Annotated in this window: 15 protein-coding genes and 1 pseudogene; 4 read left to right on the top strand and 12 right to left on the bottom strand. The window is 70.0% G+C overall.

The window, feature by feature from the left end; translation table 11 throughout:
- Positions 1-130: 130 nt before the first annotated feature.
- The gene (locus VFV19_06510) at positions 131-1,309 is read left to right on the top strand and encodes an FIST N-terminal domain-containing protein (GenBank protein HEX4823946.1); all 1,179 of its coding nucleotides are present in this window, start codon (positions 131-133) and stop codon (positions 1,307-1,309) included.
- A gap of 27 nt (positions 1,310-1,336) precedes the next feature.
- Here the strand turns inward: VFV19_06510 and VFV19_06515 are convergent.
- From VFV19_06515 to VFV19_06535, 5 genes and pseudogenes are all read right to left on the bottom strand, one after another.
- A pseudogene (locus VFV19_06515) lies at positions 1,337-2,227 on the bottom strand (RluA family pseudouridine synthase).
- Positions 2,224-4,275 (bottom strand): chloride channel protein, encoded by a 2,052-nt coding sequence (locus tag VFV19_06520; GenBank protein HEX4823947.1) that lies wholly within the window; start codon positions 4,273-4,275, stop codon positions 2,224-2,226. Before VFV19_06520 ends, VFV19_06515 begins: the two are co-directional and overlap by 4 nt.
- Before the next feature lie 6 nt (positions 4,276-4,281).
- Positions 4,282-5,088 carry an LOG family protein gene (locus tag VFV19_06525; protein HEX4823948.1) on the bottom strand — a complete coding sequence of 269 codons (807 nt, stop codon included), beginning with the start codon at positions 5,086-5,088 and terminating at the stop codon, positions 4,282-4,284.
- Between the two features lie 50 nt (positions 5,089-5,138).
- A complete protein-coding gene (locus VFV19_06530) occupies positions 5,139-6,755 on the bottom strand; it encodes a response regulator (GenBank protein HEX4823949.1) in 1,617 nt (538 codons plus the stop codon).
- Positions 6,755-13,015 carry a HAMP domain-containing protein gene (locus VFV19_06535; protein ID HEX4823950.1) on the bottom strand — a complete coding sequence of 2,087 codons (6,261 nt, stop codon included), beginning with the start codon at positions 13,013-13,015 and terminating at the stop codon, positions 6,755-6,757. Before VFV19_06535 ends, VFV19_06530 begins: the two co-directional genes overlap by 1 nt.
- Before the next feature lie 134 nt (positions 13,016-13,149).
- Here VFV19_06535 and crcB point away from each other — a divergent pair, with 134 nt between their 5' ends.
- Positions 13,150-13,542, top strand: a complete 393-nt coding sequence (gene crcB, locus VFV19_06540; protein ID HEX4823951.1) for a fluoride efflux transporter CrcB — start codon at positions 13,150-13,152, stop codon at positions 13,540-13,542.
- A complete protein-coding gene (locus tag VFV19_06545; protein HEX4823952.1) occupies positions 13,539-13,880 on the top strand; it encodes a DUF190 domain-containing protein in 342 nt (113 codons plus the stop codon). The genes crcB and VFV19_06545 overlap by 4 nt, the downstream gene beginning before the upstream one ends.
- Before the next feature lie 22 nt (positions 13,881-13,902).
- Here VFV19_06545 and VFV19_06550 read toward each other — a convergent pair whose 3' ends face one another.
- The 6 genes from VFV19_06550 to VFV19_06575 form a co-directional block, all read right to left on the bottom strand.
- On the bottom strand, positions 13,903-16,083 hold the full coding sequence (locus VFV19_06550; GenBank protein ID HEX4823953.1) for a M1 family aminopeptidase: 2,181 nt from the start codon (positions 16,081-16,083) through the stop codon (positions 13,903-13,905).
- 68 nt (positions 16,084-16,151) lie between these two features.
- On the bottom strand, positions 16,152-17,417 hold the full coding sequence (locus VFV19_06555; GenBank protein ID HEX4823954.1) for a hypothetical protein: 1,266 nt from the start codon (positions 17,415-17,417) through the stop codon (positions 16,152-16,154).
- Between the two features lie 94 nt (positions 17,418-17,511).
- Positions 17,512-18,279 carry a LytTR family DNA-binding domain-containing protein gene (locus VFV19_06560; GenBank protein HEX4823955.1) on the bottom strand — a complete coding sequence of 256 codons (768 nt, stop codon included), beginning with the start codon at positions 18,277-18,279 and terminating at the stop codon, positions 17,512-17,514.
- Positions 18,276-19,370, bottom strand: a complete 1,095-nt coding sequence (locus tag VFV19_06565; protein HEX4823956.1) for a histidine kinase — start codon at positions 19,368-19,370, stop codon at positions 18,276-18,278. The genes VFV19_06560 and VFV19_06565 overlap by 4 nt, the downstream gene beginning before the upstream one ends.
- A complete protein-coding gene (locus VFV19_06570) occupies positions 19,367-20,611 on the bottom strand; it encodes a PP2C family protein-serine/threonine phosphatase (GenBank protein HEX4823957.1) in 1,245 nt (414 codons plus the stop codon). Before VFV19_06570 ends, VFV19_06565 begins: the two co-directional genes overlap by 4 nt.
- A gap of 88 nt (positions 20,612-20,699) precedes the next feature.
- Positions 20,700-21,455 carry a hypothetical protein gene (locus VFV19_06575; GenBank protein ID HEX4823958.1) on the bottom strand — a complete coding sequence of 252 codons (756 nt, stop codon included), beginning with the start codon at positions 21,453-21,455 and terminating at the stop codon, positions 20,700-20,702.
- A 34-nt stretch (positions 21,456-21,489) separates the two neighbouring features.
- On the opposite strand from VFV19_06575, the gene moaA reads away from it, so the two are divergent.
- Complete coding sequence (gene moaA, locus VFV19_06580; GenBank protein ID HEX4823959.1) at positions 21,490-22,482, top strand: GTP 3',8-cyclase MoaA; 993 nt, start codon at positions 21,490-21,492, stop codon at positions 22,480-22,482.
- Here moaA and VFV19_06585 read toward each other — a convergent pair.
- Positions 22,479-23,867, bottom strand: a complete 1,389-nt coding sequence (locus tag VFV19_06585) for a class II fumarate hydratase (GenBank protein HEX4823960.1) — start codon at positions 23,865-23,867, stop codon at positions 22,479-22,481. The two genes, moaA and VFV19_06585, sit on opposite strands and share 4 nt — an antisense overlap.
- Positions 23,868-23,953 lie beyond the last annotated feature (86 nt).

The raw sequence follows: 23,953 nt of genomic DNA on the forward strand, positions 1-23,953 counted from the left end.
GGCGTTCCGACGACAGACAATATAAGAAGGTTTCCGCGCCCCATCAAACGGAAATGCGGGCTCGGCACCGCAACCGGCCGCCTGCTATCGTGCTGCCGCCTCGAAAGAGGCGACAAGGGCGACACTGGGGATGATCCACGCAGGGGCCGGGCTCTCGAGACAAGGCGATACGGAGACCGCCGCCACCGAGGCGGCGTCGCGTGCCGCCGCCGCGTTACCCGAAGGTCACGCCGATTTCGCGATCGTCTTCGCCACCGTCGAGCACACGCAGGAAATCCCGGAGCTGGTGCAGGCGGTCGGTGCCACCGTCGGGACGCCCTACGTCGTCGGCTGCTCGGCCTCGGGTGTCCTCGCCGGCGGCGAAGAGCTCGAGGAGGGCCCCGCGGTCGGCGTCCTCGCCGTGCGATCCGACGCGATGCGCGGGACGCCCTTCCTGTTCGGCGATACCGGCGATCACGGGCTGACCGCGGGGATCCACCTCGGCCAGCGTCTGTCGGCCTCGCGCGATTCGGGCGATGTCGTCCTCGTGTGGCCCGACCCTTACATCGTCCGCCCCGACCGCCTGTTGCAAGGGCTCGACGTGACGCTCGGGCAGGTTCCGGTGGCCGGAGGCGCGGCTTCGTCGCCGGCGCCTTCGGGCGGCACCTTCCAGTTCAGCGGCGGTGAGGTCGCCACCGGCGCCGTGTCGGGGATCCGTCTCGGCGGCGACTTCCGCTACCACGTCGCGCTCACGCAGGGCTGCCGGCCGCTCGGCACGCCGAGGCGCGTGACCGGGGCGCACGACAACCTGCTCCTCGAGGTCGACGGCATGCCGGCGCTCGAGGCGCTCCGCGCCGCCGCCGGAGACCCGAAGTTCGACGATCCGATGGAGATCATGAGCGCGCTCACCGTCGCGCTCCTGCCGGAGCCCGGCGAATCGGTCCTGCGAGCCGGCGAGTACCTCGTCCGGAACATCGTCGCCGTCGATCCGGACACCGGCGTCGTCGCGATCGCCGCCGAGGTCGACGAGGGGCAGTCGATCCTCTTCGCGCGGCGCGAGCCCCGGGCCGCACGGGAAGACGTCGAATCGATGGCCGCCCGCGCGGCGGCCGCGGCGCCGCCCGGCGGATATCGCTTCGGCCTCTACTTCGATTGCCTGGCGCGGGGCCGCTCGCTCTACGGCCGCGACGGAGTCGATTCAGCGGCGCTGGCGCGGCATCTTCCGGGCGTGCCGGTCCTTGGGTTTTTCTGCAACGCCGAGATCGCGCCGCTGCGCGGGGCGAACCACCTCTTCACGTACACCGGAGTGCTCGTCCTCTTCTCGGAGTGACGGCGCCGCCCCGGTCCTGAGCTTCGTCACGAGGCGGCGGATGTCCGCCGGGAGCGGCGACTCGAACGTGAGGCGCTTGCGTCCGCGCGGCGCGTCGAACGCGAGCTTGCGGGCGTGGAGAGCCGCGCGCCCGATCAAGGGAGAGGGCCGCCCGTAAGCGACGTCGCCGACGATCGGATGCCCCGTCGCGGCGAGCTGGACGCGGATCTGGTTCCGCCGGCCGGTCTCGAGGGTAACCTCGAGGAGGTCGGCGTGGGGCATCCGCTCGACGACGCGATAGCGGAGGGACGCGGCGCGCGCGCCGGCAACCCCCGCCGCGACGTGGACCTTGAGGCTCTTCGGGTGCTCGGCCAGCTGGTGGGAGAGGCGCCCGGATTGCGGCTCGACGTGGCCCTCGGCGACGGCGGTGTAGACGCGCTGCGGCGTGCGCTCGAGGAACTGGCGCTTCAATTCTTGAGCCGCCGGGTGGTGCCGCGCGAAGACGACGAGGCCGGAGGTGAACCGGTCGATCCGGTGCACGACGTGGAGCGACGGCTTCTTGTGCCCGCGCTTCTTGTACGCGGCGAGGAGCATCTCCTCGAGCGAGTCGTCGCCGGGCGCGGTCGTCGGCACGGTGAGGACGCCGGCGTCCTTGTCGACGACGAGGACGTCGTCGTCCTCGTGGACGATGCGCCAGCCGTCGCCGCCGCGAGGGCCCTTCGCGGCCGCGGCGTACTTCCGGTCCTGCTCGCGGACGACCTCGACCGTGTCGCCCGCCTTGACCCGCACGTCGGGCTTCGCGACCGGGCGGCCGTTCCGCGTCACGCATCCCGCGGCGATCAGCCCCTTCGCCTCCGCGTTCGAAGCGGGGAGGCGCTCGTGGACGAGCCGCTGGACGGTGTGGCCTTCGTCGCCGGCCTCGGCGGTCAGACGCGTCATGTCACGACTCCATCGAGCGAGGACCGCGAGCCGAGCAGCACGAGGCGGTCGCCTTCGCGAAAGGCGTGCTCGGCTGGGACCGGGGTGATCTCGCGCACCTCCTCCATCTCGTCGCGGCGGACGGCGAGCACGAAGAGGCCGCGCGTGCGGAAGGGATCGGCTTCCTGGAGGGTGCGCCCGATCCACCCCTCGGGGACCGGGTGCTCCTGGATCGTGAGGTCCTCGGAGCGGCGCGCGCCGAACTCGCGCGGCACCGTGGCGCCGAGGTACTCGGCGAGCACCATCCTCCGGCGGAGCACTTCGCGGTCGAGCGCCGAGACGACGTCCCGACGCGCGACCGACCCGATGAGGTGGTCGGGGTCGTGGAGGGCGACGACGGGGAGCTGCGCCAGCTCGAGCTGGCTGAAGCGCCGCATGACCTCGTCCAGAGGGGTGCGCGGGTTCACGCGCGGCACGTCGCGCACGAGATCGGCGGCGGTGAGGCTGTCCTTCCGCCGGGGCGAGCCGGCGATCTGGAAGGCGTCGCGGAGGTCGATCGCGCCGACGAGGTGCCCGTCGCGGAGGACGTAGACGGCCGTGCCGCGGCTCGCGGCGAAGAGGTCGAGGACCTGCGCGACGGGGGCCTCCGCCTGGACCGACAGCGGATCCGCCCGCACCAGGTCCTCGGCCCGGAGCGACGCGAGCGCCATCTGCTCGAACGCGAGATCGAAGTCGACGCCGCGGCGGCGGAGCGACGCGGTGTAGATCGAGTCGCGCCGCAGGCTCCGGGCGACCCACGTCGCGGTGACGGTGACGACGGCGAGCGGCATGACCGCACCGTAGTTCTGGCACATCTCGAAGACGATGATGAGCGCGGTGATCGGCGCGAACGTCGTCGAGGCGATCGCGGCGGTCATCCCGGCGAGCACGAAGAAGACCGGTGTCACGTGGAGCGCCGGGAGGACCTTCTCGGCGCCGAAGCCGAAGAGGGCGCCGCCGGCGGCGCCGACGAGGAGCGCCGGCGTGAAGACGCCGCCCGAGCCCCCCGAGCCGATCGACGACGACGTCGCGAGGATCTTCGCGATGAGGAGGGGGAGGAGCACGCTGGGGATGAGCGCGCCGGCGAGGACCTCGCGGACGCCGTCGTAGCCGTTCCCCCAGACCTCGGGGATCCACCACGCGAGAAGGCCGACGCCGAGGCCGCCGAGCCCGGCGCGCGCCTCGATCGGCAGCTTCACGTTCTTGAAGCCGCGCTCGAAGGTGTCGAGCCCAGCCCTCAAGACGACGCCGGTCCAGGCGACGAGCGCGCCCAGGAGCGCGAAGAGGGGGAGCGAGAGGAGCGCGGGCGGCGGCTCCAAGGGCACGGGATAGAGCGGAGCGGAGCCGAAGGCGCCCCACGAGACCATCGTCGACGTCACCGACGCGAGGACGACCGGTCCGAAGATCTCGAGCGCGAAGTTCCCGTGGACGACCTCCATGACGAACATCGCGGCGCCGATCGGGGCGTTGTACGCCGCCGCCATGCCGGCGGCGGCCCCGCAGCCGATGAGGACGCGGCGCCTCTCGAGCGGCACGCGGAGGGCTGTCGCGAGCCGCGAGGCGGCGGCGGAGGCGAGCTGGACGATCGGCCCCTCGCGGCCGACCGATCCGCCGAGCGCGTTGAGCGCCGTCGACGCGAGCGACTTCTTCGCGGTCGCCGGGAGGTCGAGCAGGGCCGACCCGCGCAGCGACACCGCCTCCATGATCTCCGACGTGCCTTCGCCCGACCGGCCCGGCGCGAGCAGGCGGATGAGGAGGCCGAAGAGGATGCCTCCGGCCATCGGGACGACGATGATCATCGGGAAGCCGAGGGTGCGTGCGACCCGGAGCGGCTCGTCGGCGTTGTGGAGGACGAGCCACTGGATCGCCATCCCGACGTAACGGACGGCGACCGCCGCGACGGCACCCAGGACGCCGACACCGAGCGTGAGCCCGACCGCGTAGGCCCGATCGTCCTGGTTGAACCGGCGCCGCAGCTTCCGCCGCAGCCAGGCGATCCCGCGAAAGACGTTCAGCCGGAGCGGCGCCACGTGGATCTACACCGACGGGACTTCGGAATCCTTCGCCCCATACAGGGTGTGGAGCTCGTGCTTCAAGTACTCGAACGCCTCTTCGGGCTTGTCCGCGATGTGGAAGAGCGCGAGGTCGCCCGCCGAGATCGTGCCCCACTTGATGAGCGCGTCGAGCTTGAGCACGTCGCTCCAGAACTCGCGGCCGTAGAGGATGATCGGCATGTGCTTGCTGCTCTTCTGCGTCTGCACGAGCGTCAGGAGCTCGAACAGCTCGTCCATCGTGCCGAACCCGCCGGGGAAGACGACGAGCGCCTTGGCGAGGTAGACGAACCAGAACTTGCGCATGAAGAAGTAGTGGAACTCGAACTGCATCTCGCGGGTGATGTAGTCGTTCGTCGAGGCCTCGAAGGGGAGCGAGATGCCCAGGCCGATCGAGATGCCGTGGGCCTCCGACGCGCCGCGATTCGCGGCCTCCATGATGCCGGGGCCGCCGCCCGAGCAGACGAGGAACCGCCGGCTCGACTTCGACTGCGATTTCGACCACTCGGTCATCATCCGCGCGAGCGCGCGGGCGTCTTCGTAGTAGCGCGCGAGCCGTACGACGCTCTCGGCGCGCTCGACGATCCCCGCGTCGCCCTGCGCCTTCGCCTCGGCGAGCGCCTTCTCGGCCTGCTCCATCGGGAGCGCGCGCGCCGACCCGAAGAAGACGACCGTGTCCTGGACGTGGTAGCGCGCGAAGCGCGACTGCGGCTCGATGTACTCGCTCAGGATCCGCAGCGCGCGCGCGTCGCGGCTCATGAGGAACTCTTCGTTCTTGTAGGCTTTCTCCATGGCCCCGCATCATGGCAGAGCGCGCCGTGGAACACCAGCGATCGCGCGTGTCAGGGCGAGCGCTTGACGGGCCACGGCTGGAGGAGCGCCAGGAGCGCGTCCAGGTCGACCGGTTTCACCGAGTGGCCGTCGAATCCGGCGGCGCGGGACCGGCGGCGGTCGCGCTCCTGCCCGTACCCCGACAGCGCGATGATGCGCGCGTCGACGAGCCCGCCGAGGCGCGCCTGCCGGCACACCTCGTAGCCGTCGAGGCCGGGCAGGCCGATGTCGAGGAAGACGGTCTCCGGCCGCTCCGAGAGCGCGCGCGCGAGGCCGCTCTCCCCGTCGTGCGCCACGCTGACGTCGTGGCCGACGCTCCGGAGGAGCATCGCGAGGCTCTCGGCGGCGTCGCGATTGTCGTCGACGACGAGGATCCGCTGCGCGGGATGCGACTCCGGCTCGGCGCGCGCGGCCTCAGCCGGCGCGGCCGCGGCGGGGAGGCAGGGGAGGCGCACGGTGAACTCGGCCCCGAGCCCGGCGCCGTCGCTCCTCGCCTCGACGGTGCCGCCGTGCAGCTCCGCCAGCTTCTTCACGAGCGAGAGCCCGATCCCGAGCCCGCCCTCGACGCGGCGGCCCGGTTCGGAGCCCTGGAAGAACAGCTCGAACACGCTCCCGATCTGGTCGGCGGAGATACCGACCCCGTGGTCCCGGATCGTGAGGACGGCGTCATCGCCCTCGCGGCGGGCCTCGAGGTCGATCCGGCCGCCCTCCTCCTGGTACTTCGCCGCGTTGTTGAGGAGGTTGGCCACGATCTGCGTCAGCCGCGCGGGATCGCCGCAGACGACCACCGGCTCGTCGGGAAGGCGCACGTCGAGACGATGGCGCTGCTTCTCGATCATCGGCCGCGTGCTCTCGATCGCGTTCGCCACGATCGCCTCGAGCGCGACCGGCTCGGCGCGGAGCGTGATCGCGCCGCGCGTGATGCGGGAAACGTCGAGGAGGTCGTCGACGAGGCGGGTGAGCTGGCCGGCCTGGCGCTCGATCATCTCGCGGCATCGCGAGAGGTCGGGGTCGGCCCCGGCCTTCAGGCGCATGAGGCTGGCGGCGTTGATGATCGGCGCCAAGGGATTACGGAGCTCGTGCCCGAGGAGGGCGAGGAACTCGTCCTTGCGCCGGTCGTTCTCGCGGAGCCGCTCCGTCAGCTCGCGCTCGCGCGCGATCGCCCGCTCGAGCTCGACGGTGCGCTCGTGGACGCGCGCCTCGAGATCGGCGTTCAGGCGCTCGAACTCGCGCGTCTTGCGGTAGAGCTCGGCGAAGACGCGCACCTTGGCGCGGAGCAGCTCGGGGATGACGGGAACCGAGACGTAGTCGACGGCTCCGGACTGGTACCCGCGCAGGCGGTCGAGATCGGTGAGATGGACGCCGGAGACGAAGATGATCGCCGTCTTCTGGAAGCGCGGGTGCTGCCGGATGATCTCCGCCAGCTCGAAGCCGTCGAGGTCCGGCATGCTGACGTCCATCAGGATGACCATGATGTCGTTCTTGAGGAGGTGCTCGAGCGCCTCGCGACCGGAGCCCGCCTTGATGAGACGCTCGCCCAGCTCGTCGAGCATCGCCTCGTAGGCGAGGAGCTTTCCGGGCTGGTCGTCGACCAGCAGGATGTTGACCCTGTCGTCCACGGCGTGCATCAGCGGTGGAGCCACATCCTGAGTGCCGACAAGAGCTGCTCCGTGTTGACCGGCTTCGCGAGGTAGTCCGACGCGCCGGCGTCGAGGCACTTTTCACGGTCGCCCTTCATCGCCTTCGCCGTCAGCGCGATGATCGGCAGGCGCCGGAGCGACGGCTCCTGCCGGATGGCGGTCATCGTCTGGTACCCGTCCATCTCCGGCATCATGATGTCCATGAGGACGATGGCGACGTCGTTCTTGTCGTTCAAGGTCGCGATCGCCTCGTGGCCGGTGCCCGCGGTGAGCACCTGCATCCCGCGTCGCTCGAGCACGCTCGAGAGGGCGAAGATGTTCCGCATGTCGTCGTCGACGACGAGGACGGTCTTCCCGAGGAGGTCCTCGTCCGAGCGATGGAGCCGGTCGAGCATCTTCTGCTTCTCCGGCGGGAGGTCGGCCAGCACGCGGTGCAGGAAGAGCGCCGTCTCGTCGAGGAGGCGCTCGGGAGATTCGACCCCCTTGACGACGACGCTGCGCGCCAGCGTGTGGAGGCGCGCGTCTTCCTCCGGCGTCAGCTCCTTTCCGGTGAAGACGACGATCGGGAGATCGGAGATCGTCTCGTCGTCCCTGACCTGCTCGAGCACCTCGAACCCCGACATGTCGGGGAGCCGGAGGTCGAGGACGACGCAGTCGTACGATCCCTCGCGCATGCGATCGAGCCCTTCGGCCCCGGAGCCGACCGTGTCGATGTCGACGTCGTCGTGGCCCAGGAGCTCCGCGATCGAGACCTGCTCCGCCTGATTGTCCTCGATGACGAGCAGGCGGCGCGTGCGCGGGGCCGCGTAGTCCTTGATGCGGAGGAACGCCGACTCGAGCCCTTCCGCGGAGGCCGGCTTCGGCACGAAGCTGAACGCTCCGCGGGCGAGGCCGTGCTGCCGGTCCTCGTCGAGCGTGACGATCTGCACCGGGATGTGGCGGAGCCCCGGCTCCTGCTTGATCTGGCTCAGGACGGTCCAGCCGAGCATGTCGGGGAGGAACACGTCGAGCGAGATCGCCGTCGGGCGGAATTCACGCGCGAGGGCGAGCGCGTCGCCGCCACGGAGGGCGACCAGGACCTTGAACCCGGCCGCGTGTGCCTGGTCCATCAGGATGCGGACGTAGGCCGGGTCGTCCTCGACGATGAGGAGCACGGCATCGCCGGGGGCGATGTCGAGGCGATCGTCCGGGATCTTCTCGACCGGACGCTCCCACACGCCGACCGCGGGGATCGACCGGCGCGCCCCCGACGACTCGACGGCTTCGGCACCGGTGACGCCGACGTACACCTGGGGGAGGTAGAGCGTGAACGTGCTGCCGAGCCCGGGTGTGCTGCGGAGCTGGATCTCCCCGCCGAGGAGCGTCGCCAGCTCGCGGCTGATCGCGAGACCGAGACCCGTTCCGCCGTACTTGCGGCTCGTGCCGGCGTCGGCCTGCTGGAACGCCTCGAAGATGATCCGCTGCTTCTCCGCAGGGATGCCGATGCCGCTGTCCCGCACCTCGAACGCGAGCACGGTGGGGACACGCGTCAGGATCGGATGGTCCGTGCTCCAGCCCGAGCCGGCCGGCGCGACGCGCATGCGGACGCCGCCCTGCTCCGTGAACTTGAACGCGTTCGAGAGAAGGTTCTTCAGTACCTGCTGGAGCCGCTTGCTGTCCGTGACCATGACCGGCGCGACCGCCGCATCGATGTCGACGTCCAGGGTCAGGCGCTTGCCCTCGGCCTCGTGCCGGAACGGACGCGCGACGCCGTCGACGACGTTCGAGACCACGACCTCCTCGGCGACGACGGTCACGGTTCCCGACTCGATCTTCGAGAGGTCGAGGATGTCGGTGATGAGGTTCAGGAGGTCGGTGCCGGCGCCGTGGATCGTCCGCGAGAACTCGACCTGCTTGGCCGAGAGATTCCCTTCGATGTTCTCGGAGAGCTGCTGGCCGAGGATGAGGATGCTGTTGAGCGGCGTGCGCAGCTCGTGCGACATGTTCGCCAGGAACTCGGACTTGTACTTCGACGTGAGCGCGAGCTCGGTCGCCTTCTCCTCGAGCGCGCGCCGCGCCTGCTCGATCTCCTGGTTCTTCCGCTCGACCTCGGCGTTCTGCTCGGCGAGCTGCTGCGCCTTCTGGGCGAGCTGGTCGTTCGTCTGCTGCAGCTCGCGCTGCTGGGCCTGCAGCTCGCCGGCGAGCTGCTGCGACTGGACGAGGAGGCCCTCGGTCTGCATCGTCGCCTCGATGCTGTTGAGGACGATCCCGATCGACGCCGCGAGCTGGTCGAGGAACGCGAGCTGAGACGACGTGAAGGTCGACAGCGACGCCAGCTCGATGACCGCCTTGACGTCGTCCTTGAAGAGGATCGGCAGCACGATGACGTTGCGCGGGACCGACTGGAAGAGGCCGGACGCGATCGGCACCGTGCCCTCGGGCAGGTCGGTGATGATCATGCGGCGCTTCTCGAGCGCGCACTGGCCGATGAGCCCCTCGCCGAGCTTGATCGACTGCGGGTGGCCGTCCTTGCCGTGGTCGGCGAAGCCGGCGAGGAGCCGGAGCTCCGGCGTGTCGCCCCCCTCGAACCGGTAGAGGACCCCCTGGTGCGCGTTGACGAGGACGGTCAGCTCGGAGAGGAGCATGCGGCCGACGGCGCCGAGGTCGCGCTGGCCCTGGAGCATCCCCGTGAACCGCGCGAGGTTGGTCTTGAGCCAGTCCTGCTCGGTGTTGCGCTCCGTCGTGAGACGGAGGTTGTCGATCATCGTGTTGATGTTGTCCTTGAGCTCGGCGACCTCGCCGCGCGCCTCGACCTGGATCGAGCGCGTGAGGTCGCCCTGCGTCACTGCCGTCGCGACCTCGGCGATGGCGCGCACCTGCGTCGTGAGGTTGGCGGCGAGCAGGTTGACGTTGCCGGTGAGGTCCTTCCACGTGCCGGCGGCGCCCGGGACGTTCGCCTGGCCGCCGAGGCGCCCGTCGACGCCGACCTCGCGCGCGACCGTCGTGACCTGCTCGGCGAACGTGGCGAGGGTGCCGGTCATGTTGTTGATCGTCTCGGCGAGCGCCGCGACCTCGCCCTTCGCGTTGACGGTGAGCTTCGGCTTGAGATCGCCCATGGCGACCGCGGTGACGACCTTGACGATCCCGCGCACCTGCTCGGTGAGGTTCGCGGCCATGACGTTGACGTTGTCGGTGAGGTCCTTCCACGTGCCGGCGACGCCGGGGACGACCGCCTGGCCGCCGAGCGCGCCCTCGGTGCCCACCTCGCGCGCGACGCGCGTCACCTCGGCGGCGAACGCGTTGAGCTGATCGACCATCGTGTTGATCGTGACCTTCAGCTCGAGGATCTCGCCCTTGACGTCGACGGTGATCTTGCGCGAGAGGTCGCCGCGCGCGACGGCGGTCGTCACCTCGGCGATGTTCCGGACCTGCGTCGTCAGGTTGGCGGCGAGCAGGTTGACGTTGTCGGTGAGGTCCTTCCAGGTGCCGCCGACGCCGGGGACGACCGCCTGGCCGCCGAGCTTGCCTTCCGTTCCGACCTCGCGGGCGACGCGCGTGACCTCGGCCGCGAACGAGCGGAGCTGCTCGACCATCGTGTTGAGCGTCTCCTTCAGGTTCAGGAGCTCGCCGCGGACGTCGACGGTGATCTTCTTCGAGAGGTCGCCGCCGGCGATCGCGGTCGCGACCTCGGCGATGTTGCGGACCTGCGCGGTCAGGTTGCCGGCCATGAAGTTGACGCTGTCGGTGAGGTCCTTCCACGTGCCGGCGACGCCCTGGACTACCGCCTGGCCGCCCAGCTTGCCGTCGGTGCCGACCTCGCGCGCGACGCGCGTGACCTCGCCGGCGAACGCGTTGAGCTGGTCGACCATCGTGTTGATCGTGTCCTTGAGCTCGAGGATCTCTCCCTTGACGTCGACCGTGATCTTGCGCGAGAGGTCGCCGCGCGCGACGGCGGTCGTCACCTCCGCGATGTTGCGCACCTGGGCCGTGAGGTTCGACGCCATGAAGTTGACGTTGTCGGTGAGCCCCTTCCACGTGCCGGCGACGCCGGGCACCTGGGCCTGGCCGCCGAGCTTGCCTTCCGTCCCGACCTCGCGGGCGACGCGCGTGACCTCCGACGCGAACGCGTTGAGCTGGACGACCATCGTGTTGAGCGTGTCCTTCAGCTCGAGGATCTCGCCGGAGACGTCGACGGTGATCTTCTTCGAGAGGTCGCCGTTCGCGATCGCGGTCGCGACCTCGGCGATGTTGCGCACCTGGGCCGTCAGGTTCGACGCCATGAAATTGACGCTGTCCGTGAGGTCCTTCCACGTCCCGCCGACTCCCGGCACGAGCGCCTGGCCGCCGAGGCGCCCGTCGGTGCCGACCTCGCGGGCGACGCGCGTGACCTCCGATGCGAAGGCGTTCAACTGATCGACCATCGTGTTGAGCGTGTCCTTGAGCGCGAGGATCTCGCCCTTGGTGTCGACCGTGATCTTGCGGGAGAGGTCGCCGCGCGCGACGGCGGTCGCGACCTCGGCGATGTTGCGCACCTGCGCCGTCAGGTTCGACGCCATCGAGTTGACGCCGTCCGTCAGGTCCTTCCACGTGCCGGCGACGCCGAGCACCTGGGCCTGGCCGCCGAGCTTCCCTTCCGTCCCGACCTCGCGCGCGACGCGGGTGACCTCGGCGGCGAAGGCGTTCAGCTGATCGACCATCGTGTTGATCGTCACCTTGAGCTCGAGGACCTCGCCGCGCACGTCGACGGTGATCTTTCTCGAGAGATCGCCGCGCGCGACGGCGGTCGTCACCTCGGCGATGTTGCGGACCTGGGTCGTGAGGTTCGCCGCGAGCAGGTTGACGTTGTCGGTGAGGTCCTTCCACGTGCCGGCGATCCCCGGAACGACCGCCTGGCCGCCGAGCCGCCCTTCGGTGCCGACCTCGCGCGCCACGCGCGTCACCTCGGACGCGAACGCGTTCAGCTGATCGACCATCGTGTTGAGCGTCTCCTTGAGCTGGAGGATCTCTCCGGAGACGCTGACCGTGATCTTCTTCGAGAGGTCGCCGCGGGCGATCGCGGTCGCGACCTCGGCGATGTTGCGGACCTGGGCGGTCAGGTTCGACGCCATGAAGTTCACGTTGTCGAGGAGGTCCTTCCACGTGCCGCCGACGCCGGGAGCCTGAGCCTGGCCGCCGAGCTTGCCTTCGGTGCCGACCTCGCGCGCGACGCGCGTGACCTCGCCGGCGAACCCGTTCAGCTGGTCGACCATCGTGTTGATCGTGTCCTTGAGCTCGAGGATCTCGCCCGACACGTTGACCGTGATCTTTCTGGAGAGGTCGCCGCGCGCGACGGCGGTCGTGACCTCGGCGATGTTGCGGACCTGCGCGGTCAAGTTTCCGGCCATCGCGTTGACGCTGTCGGTCAGGTCCTTCCACGTGCCGGCCACGCCGGGGACGACCGCCTGGCCGCCGAGCTTCCCTTCGGTGCCGACCTCGCGCGCGACGCGCGTGACCTCCGACGCGAACGACCGGAGCTGGTCGACCATCGTGTTGATCGCCTCCTTGAGCTGGAGGATCTCGCCGCGCACGTCGACCGTGATCTTGCGCGAGAGGTCGCCGCTGGCGACCGCGATCGTCACCTCGGAGATGTTCCGCACCTGGGCGGTGAGGTTCGACGCCATCGAGTTCACGCTGTCGGTCAGGTCCTTCCACACGCCGCTCACGCCGGGCACCTGCGCCTGGCCGCCGAGCTTGCCGTCGGAGCCGACCTCGCGCGCGACGCGCGTGACCTCCGACGTGAAGATCGAGAGGCGCTCGATCATCGTGTTGACGATCGTCGCCGAGCGGAGGAACTCGCCCTCGAGCGGGCGGCCGCCGACGTCGAGACGCATCATCTGCGTGAGATGGCCCTGCGCGACCGAAGCGATCGCCTGCGTGACCTCCGTCGTCGGGCGCAACAGGTCGTCGACGAGAGTGTTGAACGAGCCCTCCATGTCGCCCCAGGCGCCCCGCGGAAGATCGAACTTGGCGCGCTCGCGCGTCCGGCCCTCGCGGCCGACGACCTGGCCGATGCGCTGGAGCTCGCCCGCGATCTTCCGGTTCGCGCCGATGATCTCGTTGAACGTCTCCGCGATCTCGCCGTCGATCCCGGTCCAATCGCCGGGAAGCTGCACGCTGAAGTCGCCTCCGCGCACGTGCTGCAGCGCGCGCAGGAGCTGCCGCTTGTCGAGCGCTGCGACCGGTGTCGGATCGGCGACGGCGGCTCCGCCGTTTGCGGGGGCTCGCTTCATGGTGCCTCCGAAGTGATTCGATCCCGCCCGTGCTGCGGGATCCCGACAATTCCAGCATGAGAATCCGGTCTCGTATTTAGGGAGGTCACCTAGATGCCCCTAGGCGGTTGCAGGAGGGGGTAGGATTGCCGCCGATGGCGCGCCTTCTCATGGTCTGTCTCGGCGGATTCGTCGGCACCGGGATGCGCTACGGCCTCAACGGATGGGTCTCGAGGAAATTCGGAGAGACGTTCCCTTGGGGGACGCTCGTCATCAACGTGTCGGGCTCGTTCGCCGCGGGCATCGCTTTCTTTCTCACGGGCCCCGATTCGCCGATGATCGTTTCCGCGACGACGCGCCAGGTCATCATCGCGGGGCTTCTCGGCGGGTTCACAACGTTTTCCTCCTTCAGCCTGCAGACCCTCACCCTCTTGAGAGAAGGAGAAGTCGGCGCCGCGCTCGGGAACATCGTCGGGTCGGTCGTCGCCGGGCTCATCGCCGCCTGGCTCGGGTTCACGCTCGCGCGTAGCCTCGGAGGCGTGCGATGAAGCTCGAAGGCCAAGGCGTCCTCCTCCGCGTCTTCCTCGGCGAGTCGGACCGCTGGCAGGGCAAGCCCCTCTACGAGGCGATCGTCCTCGCCGCGCGCGAGCACAAGCTCGCCGGCGCGACGGTGCTCCGCGGTCCCATGGGCTTCGGCGCCCACTCGCGCGTCCACACCGCGAAGATCCTTCGCCTCTCGGAGGACCTGCCGATGGTGATCGAGATCGTCGACACCCAGGCCGCGATCGACGGGTTCCTTCCCATCCTCGACACGATGGTCCAGGACGGGATGGTCACGCTCGAGAAGGTTCAGGTCGTGACCTACCGGAGCAGACCGGTATCTTGAACCAGAGGCGGCCCGAGTTCGACTAAGGACAGCTCGCCGCTCGCGGCACCCCGTTCGAATCGACGCCGAACGAGCCCGCGCCGCCGCATCCCGTATCGTCTCCGCGTACCAGATAGAAGAAGCCGTCGCCCGCAGCGGGCACGTCGGCGTCGTCGATCGACGTCGCCGCGAGCGCAGACGCGAAGCAGCCTCCGTAACCGGCGCTCAACGTCGACAGCGTCCCGCGTTCCACGTCATAGACGTCCGCCCGCGCCGCGGCGTTCCAGGCGACGTGACCGGTGCCGCTGACCGTCATGACATCGACCTCGCCCGGCGTGCCCTGCGAGGCGTCGAAGGGAGCGCAGTCGCTCACGTCGGCGAGGCCGTCGTTGTCGTCGTCGGGGTCGCAGGCGTCGCCCGCGCCGTCGCCGTCGAAGTCGAGCTGGTCCGGATTCACGATCGTCTGACAGTTATCGATGCCGTCGGGGACGCCGTCGACGTCGGCGTCGGGAAGCTCCACCACCGTCGCGGCCGACTTGAGGATGAATCCGCCGTCGTCGAGACGGAGATCCCACGGCCAATCGGTCGTGATGAACGTCAGCACTTGATCGGCCTGGTCGTTCCAGACGGTGCGCACCTGGTTGCCCGAGCTCGTCACCGCGGTGAACTCGACCGGCATCGTGATGAGCCCCGTCGTCTGGAGCTGCTGGAGGCGGACGTAGGTGCGATAGGTGCCGTCGGCGAGGGCGGCGGTCGTCCAGCCGTACTGGTAGTTCGGCTCACCCGGCTGGTAGACCCACTCCTGGAAGAACCAGGCGAGCGAGCTGCCGTACCGGGCCTCCTGCGTCGCCTGGTAGGTCGCGGTGTCGGAGGCGCCGTTGTCGTGCCCGGCGTACCAGTCGCGCATCGCATTGAAGAAGTTCGTGTCGCCGACGAGGTGCCGCAGCATGTGCTGGACCCATGCGCCCTTGTCGTAGACCGTCGAGCCGAAGAGATCCGACGGGTTGTAGACCGATCCGGCGAAGTTGGACGACGCGAGCGAGCTCATGTAGCTCTTGTAACCGTCCGCGCCGCCGAGATGCTCGGCCCAGAGCGCCTCGCAGTAGGTCGCGAACCCCTCGTTGAGCCAGACGTCGGCCCACGTGCGGGGGCTGACCGCGTCGCCCCACCACTGATGCGACAGCTCGTGCGCGATGACCGAGTCGTAGTTGTGGCCGCCGTTGACGAGCTGGTAGCCGTAGCTGGTGTTCGTCGTGTGCTCCATCGCGCCGCCCCATGAGAACTCGGTCATCCCGTACTTGTCGATGACGAACGGGTACTCGCCGAACGTTTGCGCGAAGAAGGCGATCATCGACGGCGTCGGGGTGAACGACGCTTGCGCCTTGGCGAGATCCTCGGGGTAGACGTAGTAGTCGACCGGCATCGTCCCGCCGGTGAGCGTCGTGTAGGTCTGGGAGAAGGTCGAGAAGACCGACGCGGTCACCGAGACCAGGTAGGTCGTCAGGGGATCGGTCGGCTTCCACTTGTAACGCGTCTTGCCGGTGCCGTTCGGTCCCGAGCCGATGAGGACGCCGTTCCCGGTCGCGATCCAGGTCGAGGGGACGGTCCACCACTCCTCGACGGTCGCCTTGTCGTCGGGGCGGTCCTTGCACGGCCACCACGAGCGCGCGCCCTCGGGCTCGGAGAGCGTCGAGACGGCGCTGCCGATCGCCGCCGAGCCGGTCTTCCGCCAGCTGATCGAGCCGAATCCGGTCGCGTCGGGGACGCCGGAGTAGTTGACCTTGACGACGAACGTCTGTCCCACGCCGAACGGCTGGTCGAGCAGGATGTCGAGGACGTTCGTCGGGCGGGTGTAGGTGAGCTGCGTCGCCCCGCGGAAGATCGAGACGATCCCCATGTTGCTCGCGAAGTCGAGGACGAGATGCTGGAACCCCGCCACGAGGCTCATCCCCGTGATCGTGACCGATCCTTGGACGCGCTGCGTCGACGGCACGAACTCCAGATCGAGGAAGTAGTGCTGGATGTCGACGTCGTCCTGGGCTGCGGCGATCGCTTCGACCTCGGGGGTGCGGGGAAGGGTCATCCCCGCGATCGCGAGGTGGCTCTTCCTGAGCGTTGCCCGCTCCTCGGGCGAGAGGATGTGGAGCGGCTCGGGCGCGGCGTAGGCCGCGGGAAGGAGAGCCAGGCCGAGCGCGGCGACGCGCACGAATCGAGTCAAGGACACGGAGCACCCCGCTGATCGAGTGAAGACCGGCGGAATGTTATACGACCAAAACCGGGCTGCCCGCGCGGTCAGGAGGCCGCGGGGGGTGCCTCGGGCGGGGCGGAGGCCATCGCGGCGGCCGCGCGGCGCGCCTGCCGCTGCGCGATGTAGACCGCGATCATCGAGCCGAGGCCGAGCAGCGCGACGGCGATCTGCGCGAAGACTCCCAGGATCGGGATCATGAACACGAGGTAAAGGGCGATGAGCCCGACGAGCAGCGCCGTGAACGGTCCTGTGGTCCGGCCGATGAGCCCCAGGAGGCGCCGCCCGGCCCACACCGCGACGGGGATCTTCGCGAGGTAGACCGCCACCGCGTACGCGATGAGGTAGATCGCGACGAACGGCAGGGTCAGGATCAGGATCCCCGAGAGGCAGACCGCGATCGTCACGAGGATCGACACGAACCCGAGGCCGGCGGTCCTCAGCGTGTCGCTTCCGATCGCGGCGTCGATCCTCGGCTCGTGGTGCTTGAACATCGCGAGCAGCGCGCAGCCGAACAGGTAAGACGCGACGAAGAAGGCGACCCAGATCCCGACGCTGAAGGTCGACGGGTGGAAGAGCCGGTCCTCGTGCGAGCGCTTCTCCTTCGTGCTGCGCTTCGCCTCGCGCTCCTCGTCGAACGTGACGTCGCCGCCGGTGATCGCCTTGAACGCCTCGTCCATGCGGTGGCGGGTGGAGTAGGAGACGTCGCCCTGGATCTTGGCGCCCTGCTCGATCTCGATCGCGTCCGCGGTCAGCGTCGCGTCCTCGCGGACCGTGCCGCCGAGGACGGCGGTGCCGCCGGTGAACTCGAGCGACTCGTTGATCGTGCCGTGGTGGGTCAGCTGCCCGGTGAACGCGGTGACGCTCTCCACGATCTTGGCCTTGGGGCCGATCGTCAGCGTGGCGCCGGTGACGAGCAGCGTGCCTCCGATCGTCCCGTCGACGGAGACGTTCGCGGCGAAGCAGCGGACGGACTTCTTGACCTCGCCGGAGATGTCGACCTGGCTGCCGGCGACGAAGACGTCGCCGGTGACGACGCCGGTGATCCGTACCGAGGGCGAGGTCAGATAGACGTCGCCGTCGACCGTCCCTTCGATGTTCGCGGACGGGGCGATCTTGACCACGTTCCCGCGGACGGTCTCGCCGGGGCGGACGGTGAAGCCGCGGACCGAGATCTCGGGCGGGGAAGGCGGCTCGGGAGGGGCGGGAGGCTCGGAAGGCGCCGCCGCTACGGTGGCGGTGGCGATGAGGAGCAGCCAGGCGAGGGACACGCCGAGTCGAGCCTGGCGGGGCCGGATCGGGTTGTCGCTCATGGCCGGGCCTCCTTTCGAGGAGGGTTGTAACGTTCCCGTGTCGCGATCGCTACGACTTCCGGGCCAGCGGTCGTTTCCGTGGGGCCAGCGGCGCCTACCAAGGGATGATCTCCCGCAGTTTTTGGGCCTGGCGGCGCGAAAGCGGCAACGGCGTGTGGGCCTCGTCCTTCATGACGACCCGGTAGATCCCCCCGTCCTCGGGAACGATCGCGCCGACCCTGGAGAGATTGACGAGGTAGCTCCGGTGGATCCGGAAGAAGGTGCCGGCGAGGAGCTCCTCCAGCTCGCCCAGGGGGCGCTCGACCATCGCCCGGCCCTCCGCCGTGCGCGCGTAGACGAGCTCGTCCTCCGACTCGAACCAGATCACCTCCGACGGGTCGAGGAGGAGGATCTTGGCGCCGCGCTTCGCCGGGATCCGCTTCGGGGCCGAAGGCGGACGCGCCGTCTCCGCGCGGATCTCCTCGAGCAGGCGCAGGACGTCGCTCGGGGGCGGTCCCGCGCCGCGCACGGCCTCGGCGCGCGCTCGCTCGACCGCCTCGCGGAGGCGGTCCTTGTGGACCGGCTTCAAGAGGTAGTCGAGCGAATTCACCTCGAACGCCCGGACCGCATAGTGGTCGAACGCGGTCGTGAAGACGACACGCGGAGGGCTCGCGGCGCGGCGCAGGACGTCGAAGCCGTCGCCGCCCGGCATCTGGACGTCGAGGAGGCAGAGATCGGGACGCTCGCGATCGAGGATCTCGATCGCGGAGCCGACGTCGCCGGCTTCTCCGACGACCTCGACGGACGGGATCGCGGCGAGCAAGCGGCGCAGGCGATCGCGCGCCGGCTTCTCGTCGTCGACGAGCACGACGCGGAGCGTCATGCCCGTCCTCCCACCGCGACGACGGCCGGCAGCACGACGCGCGCGAGCGTCCCGCGCCCCGAAGGCGCCGCCGACAGCTCGAGCGCGCCCTCGCCGCCGCTCGCCGAGGCGACCCGGCGGCGGACGTTGCCGAGGCCGTGGTCCTCGCGGATGAGCTCGACGGCCGCCGGCAGGCCGACGCCGTCGTCCTCGACCTCGACGACGAGCACGCCGCCGTCGACCCGAGCGGAGATACGGATCGTCCCGCCGCCCGGGACCGGCGCGACGCCGTGGCCCACCGCGTTCTCGACGAGCGGCTGGAGGATGAGCCCCGGCACGCGCACGTCGGCCGCCTTCGGGTCGATCGCCCAGGCCACGCGCAGCCGATCGCCGAAGCGCGCGCGCTCGACGGCGAGGTAGCCTTCGACGAACTCCAGCTCCTCGGAGAGCGGCACCGCTCCCGCGTGCGCCGCCTTGAAGGTATACCGGAAGAGCTCGGCGAGGGTGACGACGACGTCGTCCGCCTTGGCCGGGTCGGACGCGAGAAGGGCCGAGATCGTGTTGAGCGTGTTGAAGAAGAAGTGCGGGTTGATCCGCGCCTGCAATGCCGACAGCTCCGCCTTCGCCGCCTGCTCCTGGAGCTGCGCCTCGACGAGCCGGACCTCCTCGACCTCGCGGAGCGACTCTGCGAGCCGCCACCGCATCCCCTCATAGGCGTGCGCGAGTCCGCCGACGATCAGCGCCAGGACGGCGTTGAGCGCGAAGACGGCGAGCGCCTGGCGGGTGTCGGACAAGACGAAGAAGAGGAAGCGCCAGAGAACGAGCGCCGTCCCCGCGGCCGAGCCCGCGAGGAGGCCGATCCCGAGGAGCGCCCAGCGCAGCGCCGGGGCGAGGTTCCGGAACGCCGGGTAGAGCGCGACCGAGCAGACGAAGACCGTGAGCCCGACGACGTTGCCGAAGAGCAGGCTCATGAGGAGCAGGCTGGCGTCGAGCGGCTTGTCGCGGAAGAGGCCGACCGTGACGCCGACGACGGCGCCCGCCGCCGAGCTGCCGGCGATCCAGAGGAGAACCTGGACGGTGAGCGAGTAACCCGCGCGCCGCCGCGCCTTCATCGTGCGCGAGCCAGGACGAGCGTGAGGTCGTCGTGCGGCGCGCCGCCGCCGCTCCACCGCGCGACGGCGTCGACGACCTCGGAGACGACCGCGTCGAGCGGCTGGTCGCGATGGCGGCTCAGGACCTCGACGAGCCGCGCCGTCCCGAACTCCTCGCCCGCGGGGCTCGGCGTCTCGACGACGCCGTCCGTGAAGAGCGCGAGGAGGTCGCCGACCCCCAGCTCACGCCGCCCCTCGCCGTAGAGCGACCCCGGCATGAGGCCGATCGGCAGCCCGCCCTGCGAGAGGCGCGCGGCTTCGCGAGGTCCGCAGTGGAGCGGCGGGAAGTGGCCGGCGTTGCTGTAGAGGAGGCTGCGGTCGACGGGATCGTAGATCGCGAAGAAGAGCGTCGCGTAGCGCGAGGCCGAGGTCGATTGGTGGAGCATGTCGTTCAGGCGGCGGTTGATCTCGCACGGAGAGATCCCGGGGAGCGCCAAGCTCCGCACCGAGGCCTGGAGGCCGGCCATGAGGAGCGCGGCCGGGATGCCCTTCCCCGAGACGTCCGCGATGACGATGCCGACCCGCTCGTCGGGGAGGGGGAGGAAGTCGTAGTAGTCGCCCCCGACGCCGATCGCGGGGAGGCAGACCCCGGCCAGCTCGAGGCCGCGCACTTCGGGAATCGCCCGCGGAAGGAGCTCTCGCTGCACCTCGCGCGCGATCGCGACCTCGCGCTCGAGGGCCTCCTTCGCGCGGAGCGCGCGGAAGTTCGCCTCGAGCTCGCGCCGCATGGCGTCATACGTGTGGACCGCGATGCCGACGAAGACCGCGAGCACCGCGTTGATGAGCATGATGACGGCGAGCAGTCGCGGGTAAGCCAGGAAGTAGAGAGGCTGGATCGCGAAGACCGCCGCCGAGCCGGCGACCGTGCCGACGACGAGCGTCGCGACCTGGACGACGATCCGCAGCGCGAAGGGAAGCCGCCGGTAGAGCGGGAAGATGAGGCGCGCGCTCACGAGCGACGTGAAGCCGACGACCTCCGCGAAGAGGACACTCGAGATCCAGAGCGGACGGAAGTCGCTCGAGCCGCGGGAGAACAGGATCCCGGCGGCGACTGCGGTGCCGACGAGCGCCCAACCGAGCGCCCACCCGAGCGTGAAGCCCCAGGCGACCGCCGGCTTCGGCGCATGTCCGCTCGCACTCGGCCATCCTGCCGGAGACGCACCGGACGCCGTGCGATCCGCGACCGTCAGGGACTCGCTCAACGCCGGATCTCCACGCACGTATGAGACGCGCGAACGCATCGCGCGGTTGCAGGATGAGATCTTATGTCACCCCAAAACGTGAGAGATTCTAAGGAGATCCCCCGAGACGGTAGGCGAGCATCAGGATCAGATCCGCGGCGATGACGAAGCCGAGGGCGAGCTTCTCCGCCGTCGCACGGCGCCAGGCGACGAGCCCGGCGAGGGCGACGAGCGGAAGGCATGCCGGCCACGCGCCGTGCGCCGCCTCGCCGAGGCTCCGGACGAGCAGGATCGCCGCCGCCGCGGCGAGCGGCAGGAGCAGGCCGGCGGTCCCGCCGGCGTAGAGGGCGGCGGCCGCCGAGAGCCCCACCGGCAGACCGGCATAGAACGCTCCGAGCGAGCCCTCTCCCGCCTGCGCCGCGTACCCGCAGAGGACGCAGGCCGGGCCGAGGGCGGCGATCGCCGCGCTCTCCCCGAGGCCGCGCCCCAGCGCATCGGCGCCGACGGCGGGGGACCGGCGCCACACCCCCAGAAGAAGCGCGACGAACCCGTATCCGAGCGCCGCGGCCCCGGCGACGAGACCCAGCGCGAGGCCGAGAACGGCCGCGGCGGCCCCCGCGGCCGCCGCCAGGACGAACGACTCGCGTGCGCCCGGGGGATCCTCGAGCCGAGCCAGGCCGCGCTCGAGTGCACCCACGGCAAGGGCGGCCGCGATCGCCGCAAGATCGACCAAGAGCCGCGTGAAGAATCCCGCGGGGGGCCGCGCGTCGAATCGCGCGGCAGCCTGCCCGATCTCCACCGCCGCGAGCGCGAGCACCGCGGGGCCGGGATTCAAGGCCTCGAGCGTCGGGCGGAGGCGCTCCATCGCAGTGCCTATAATAAACGGACGAGGTGCCAGGTTGGCCCTGATCGACTCGTTCGGACGCGTGCACGACGACCTGCGGCTGTCGATCACCGACCGCTGCAACCTCCGCTGCACGTACTGCATGCCCGAAGACCCCGTCTGGTTCCAGCGCGCGGCGCTCCTGACCTACGAGGAGATGGCGCGCGTCGTCCGGATCGGCGCCGGCGAAGGTGTGCGAAAGGTCCGTGTGACCGGCGGCGAGCCGCTCGTCCGCCGCGACGTGACGACGCTCCTCGCGGCGCTCGCCGCGATCGAAGGCGTCGGCGATCTGTCGCTCACGACGAACGGCGTCCTGCTGAAGCCGATGGCGCGTGATCTCGCCGGCGCCGGCCTCGGCCGGCTGAACGTGAGCCTCGACACCCTCGACCGCGGACGCTTCGAAGCGATCACGGGGCGCGACCGTCTCCGGGACGTTCTCGCCGGGCTCGAAGCCGCGCGCGACGCCGGCCTCGCGCCGATCAAGATCAACGCCGTGCTCCTCCGCGGCCGGAACGAGGACGACGCGATCCCACTGGCGGCGTTCGGCCGCGACGAGGGGTACGAGGTCCGGTTCATCGAGTGCATGCCGCTCGCGAACGGGCAAGGGTGGGACCCCGGCAGCGTCGTCACCGGATCCTCGCTGCGGGCCGCGATCGGAGCGAAGTGGCCGATCGCGCGCGATCCGAAGGAAGACCCGCACGCGCCCGCCTCGCGCTTCCTCTACGAGGACGGCATGGGCGCCGTCGGCTTCATCGACTCTGTCAGCGCGCCGTTCTGCGGCGATTGCAGCCGCCTGCGCGTCACGAGCGACGGCAAGCTCCGCGTCTGCCTCTACGACGATTGCGAGACCGATCTCCGCGCGCCCCTCCGGGCGGGCGCGGCCGACGCCGCGATCGCAGCCCTCATGCACGAAGCCCTCCGCGCCAAGGGCCGCGGCGGCGCGCTCGACATCCTCGCCTCGCAGCGAGCGCTCCCGCTCGCTCGCACCATGCACCAGATCGGCGGCTAGCGAGGCTCCGTCATCTTGAACGGGTCGAGGGCGGCGTCGAGCTGCTCCGGCGTGAGCGACGTCGTCTCGCGCGCGATCTCGCGCACGGTACGTCCGGTCTTCGCCGCCTGCTTGGCGATCGCGGCGGAGGCGTCGTAGCCGATGTAGGGGACGAGGCCGGTGCAGATCGCGAGGCCGCGCTCGACGAGCTCGGGGCCGCGCCCGGTCGCCTCGATCCCGCGCACGCAGCGCTCGGCGAAGTTGCGCGTCGCGGCACCGAGGATCTCGACCCCCGAGACGAGGTTGTGCGCGGCGAAGGGGAGCATCGTGTTCAGCTCGAAGAAGCTCCACTGGCCGGCTTGAAGGACCGCGACGTCCGCGGCGATCGCATGCGAGGCGGCCTGGATGAGCGACTCCGCGATCACGGGGTTGACCTTGCCCGGCATGATCGAGCTGCCGGGCTGCACCTCGGGGAGCGCGAGCTCGCCGATGCCGCAGCGGGGACCCGAGCCGAGGAGGCGGATGTCGTTCGCGATCTTGAGGAGGCTCACCGCGACGGTGCGGATCGAGCCCGACGCTTCGACGACGGCGTCGATCGTCGCCTGCGCCTGGAAGTGGTTGTCGGTCTCGGCGAGCGCGATCCTCGTTTCGCGCGCGATGACGGCGATGACGCGCTGCGCGAACTCGGGGTGCGTGTTGACGCCGGTCCCGACCGCCGTGCCGCCGAGGGGGAGGAGCGCCAGCTCCTTCCGTGCGTGCTCGAGGCGCGCGGCGGCCTTCTCCATCTGGCCTTCGTAACCGCGGAAGACCTGGCCCATGCGGATCGGCGTCGCGTCCTGAAGGTGGGTCCGTCCGGTCTTGATGACCTCCCAGAACGCCTTCGCCTTGACGGCCAGCTCGTCTCTGAGCAGGACCACAGCGGGGAGGAGCGCGTCGTCGATCGCGAAGAGGGCGGAGAGGTGCAGCGCGGTCGGGATGACGTCGTTCGACGATTGCCCGAGGTTGACGTGGTCGTTCGGGTGGACCTTGCCGCGCGCGCCGCGGCCCGCGCCGAGGATCTCCGCCGCGCGGTTCGCGATGACCTCGTTCGCGTTCATGTTCGTGGACGTGCCGGACCCGGTCTGGAACACGTCCAGCGGGAACTGGGTGTCCAGCTTGCCCTCCATGACCTCCTCGGCGGCCTTGACGATGGCCTTGCCGAGCTTGGAATCCAGGAGCCCGAGCTCCATGTTCGTCTCCGCGGAGGCCTTCTTGATCAAGCCGAGGGCGTAGATGAACTGCCGTCCGAACCGGATGCCGCTGATGGGGAAGTTCTCGATGGCCCGCTGGGTCTGCACGCCCCAGTACGCGTCCTTGGGCACCTTCAGCTCGCCCAGGAAGTCCTTCTCCACACGATACTCCGTCACGTGGATCGCCCTCTTTGCCCACACGGGGCCGCGCGTATTAAGTTTCCCACGCTATCGAGAATATGTATTCCACGGTCCCAACGTTG

Source organism: Candidatus Polarisedimenticolaceae bacterium, from assembly GCA_036275915.1.
Taxonomy (GTDB): Bacteria; Acidobacteriota; Polarisedimenticolia; order Polarisedimenticolales; family DASRJG01; genus DASRJG01.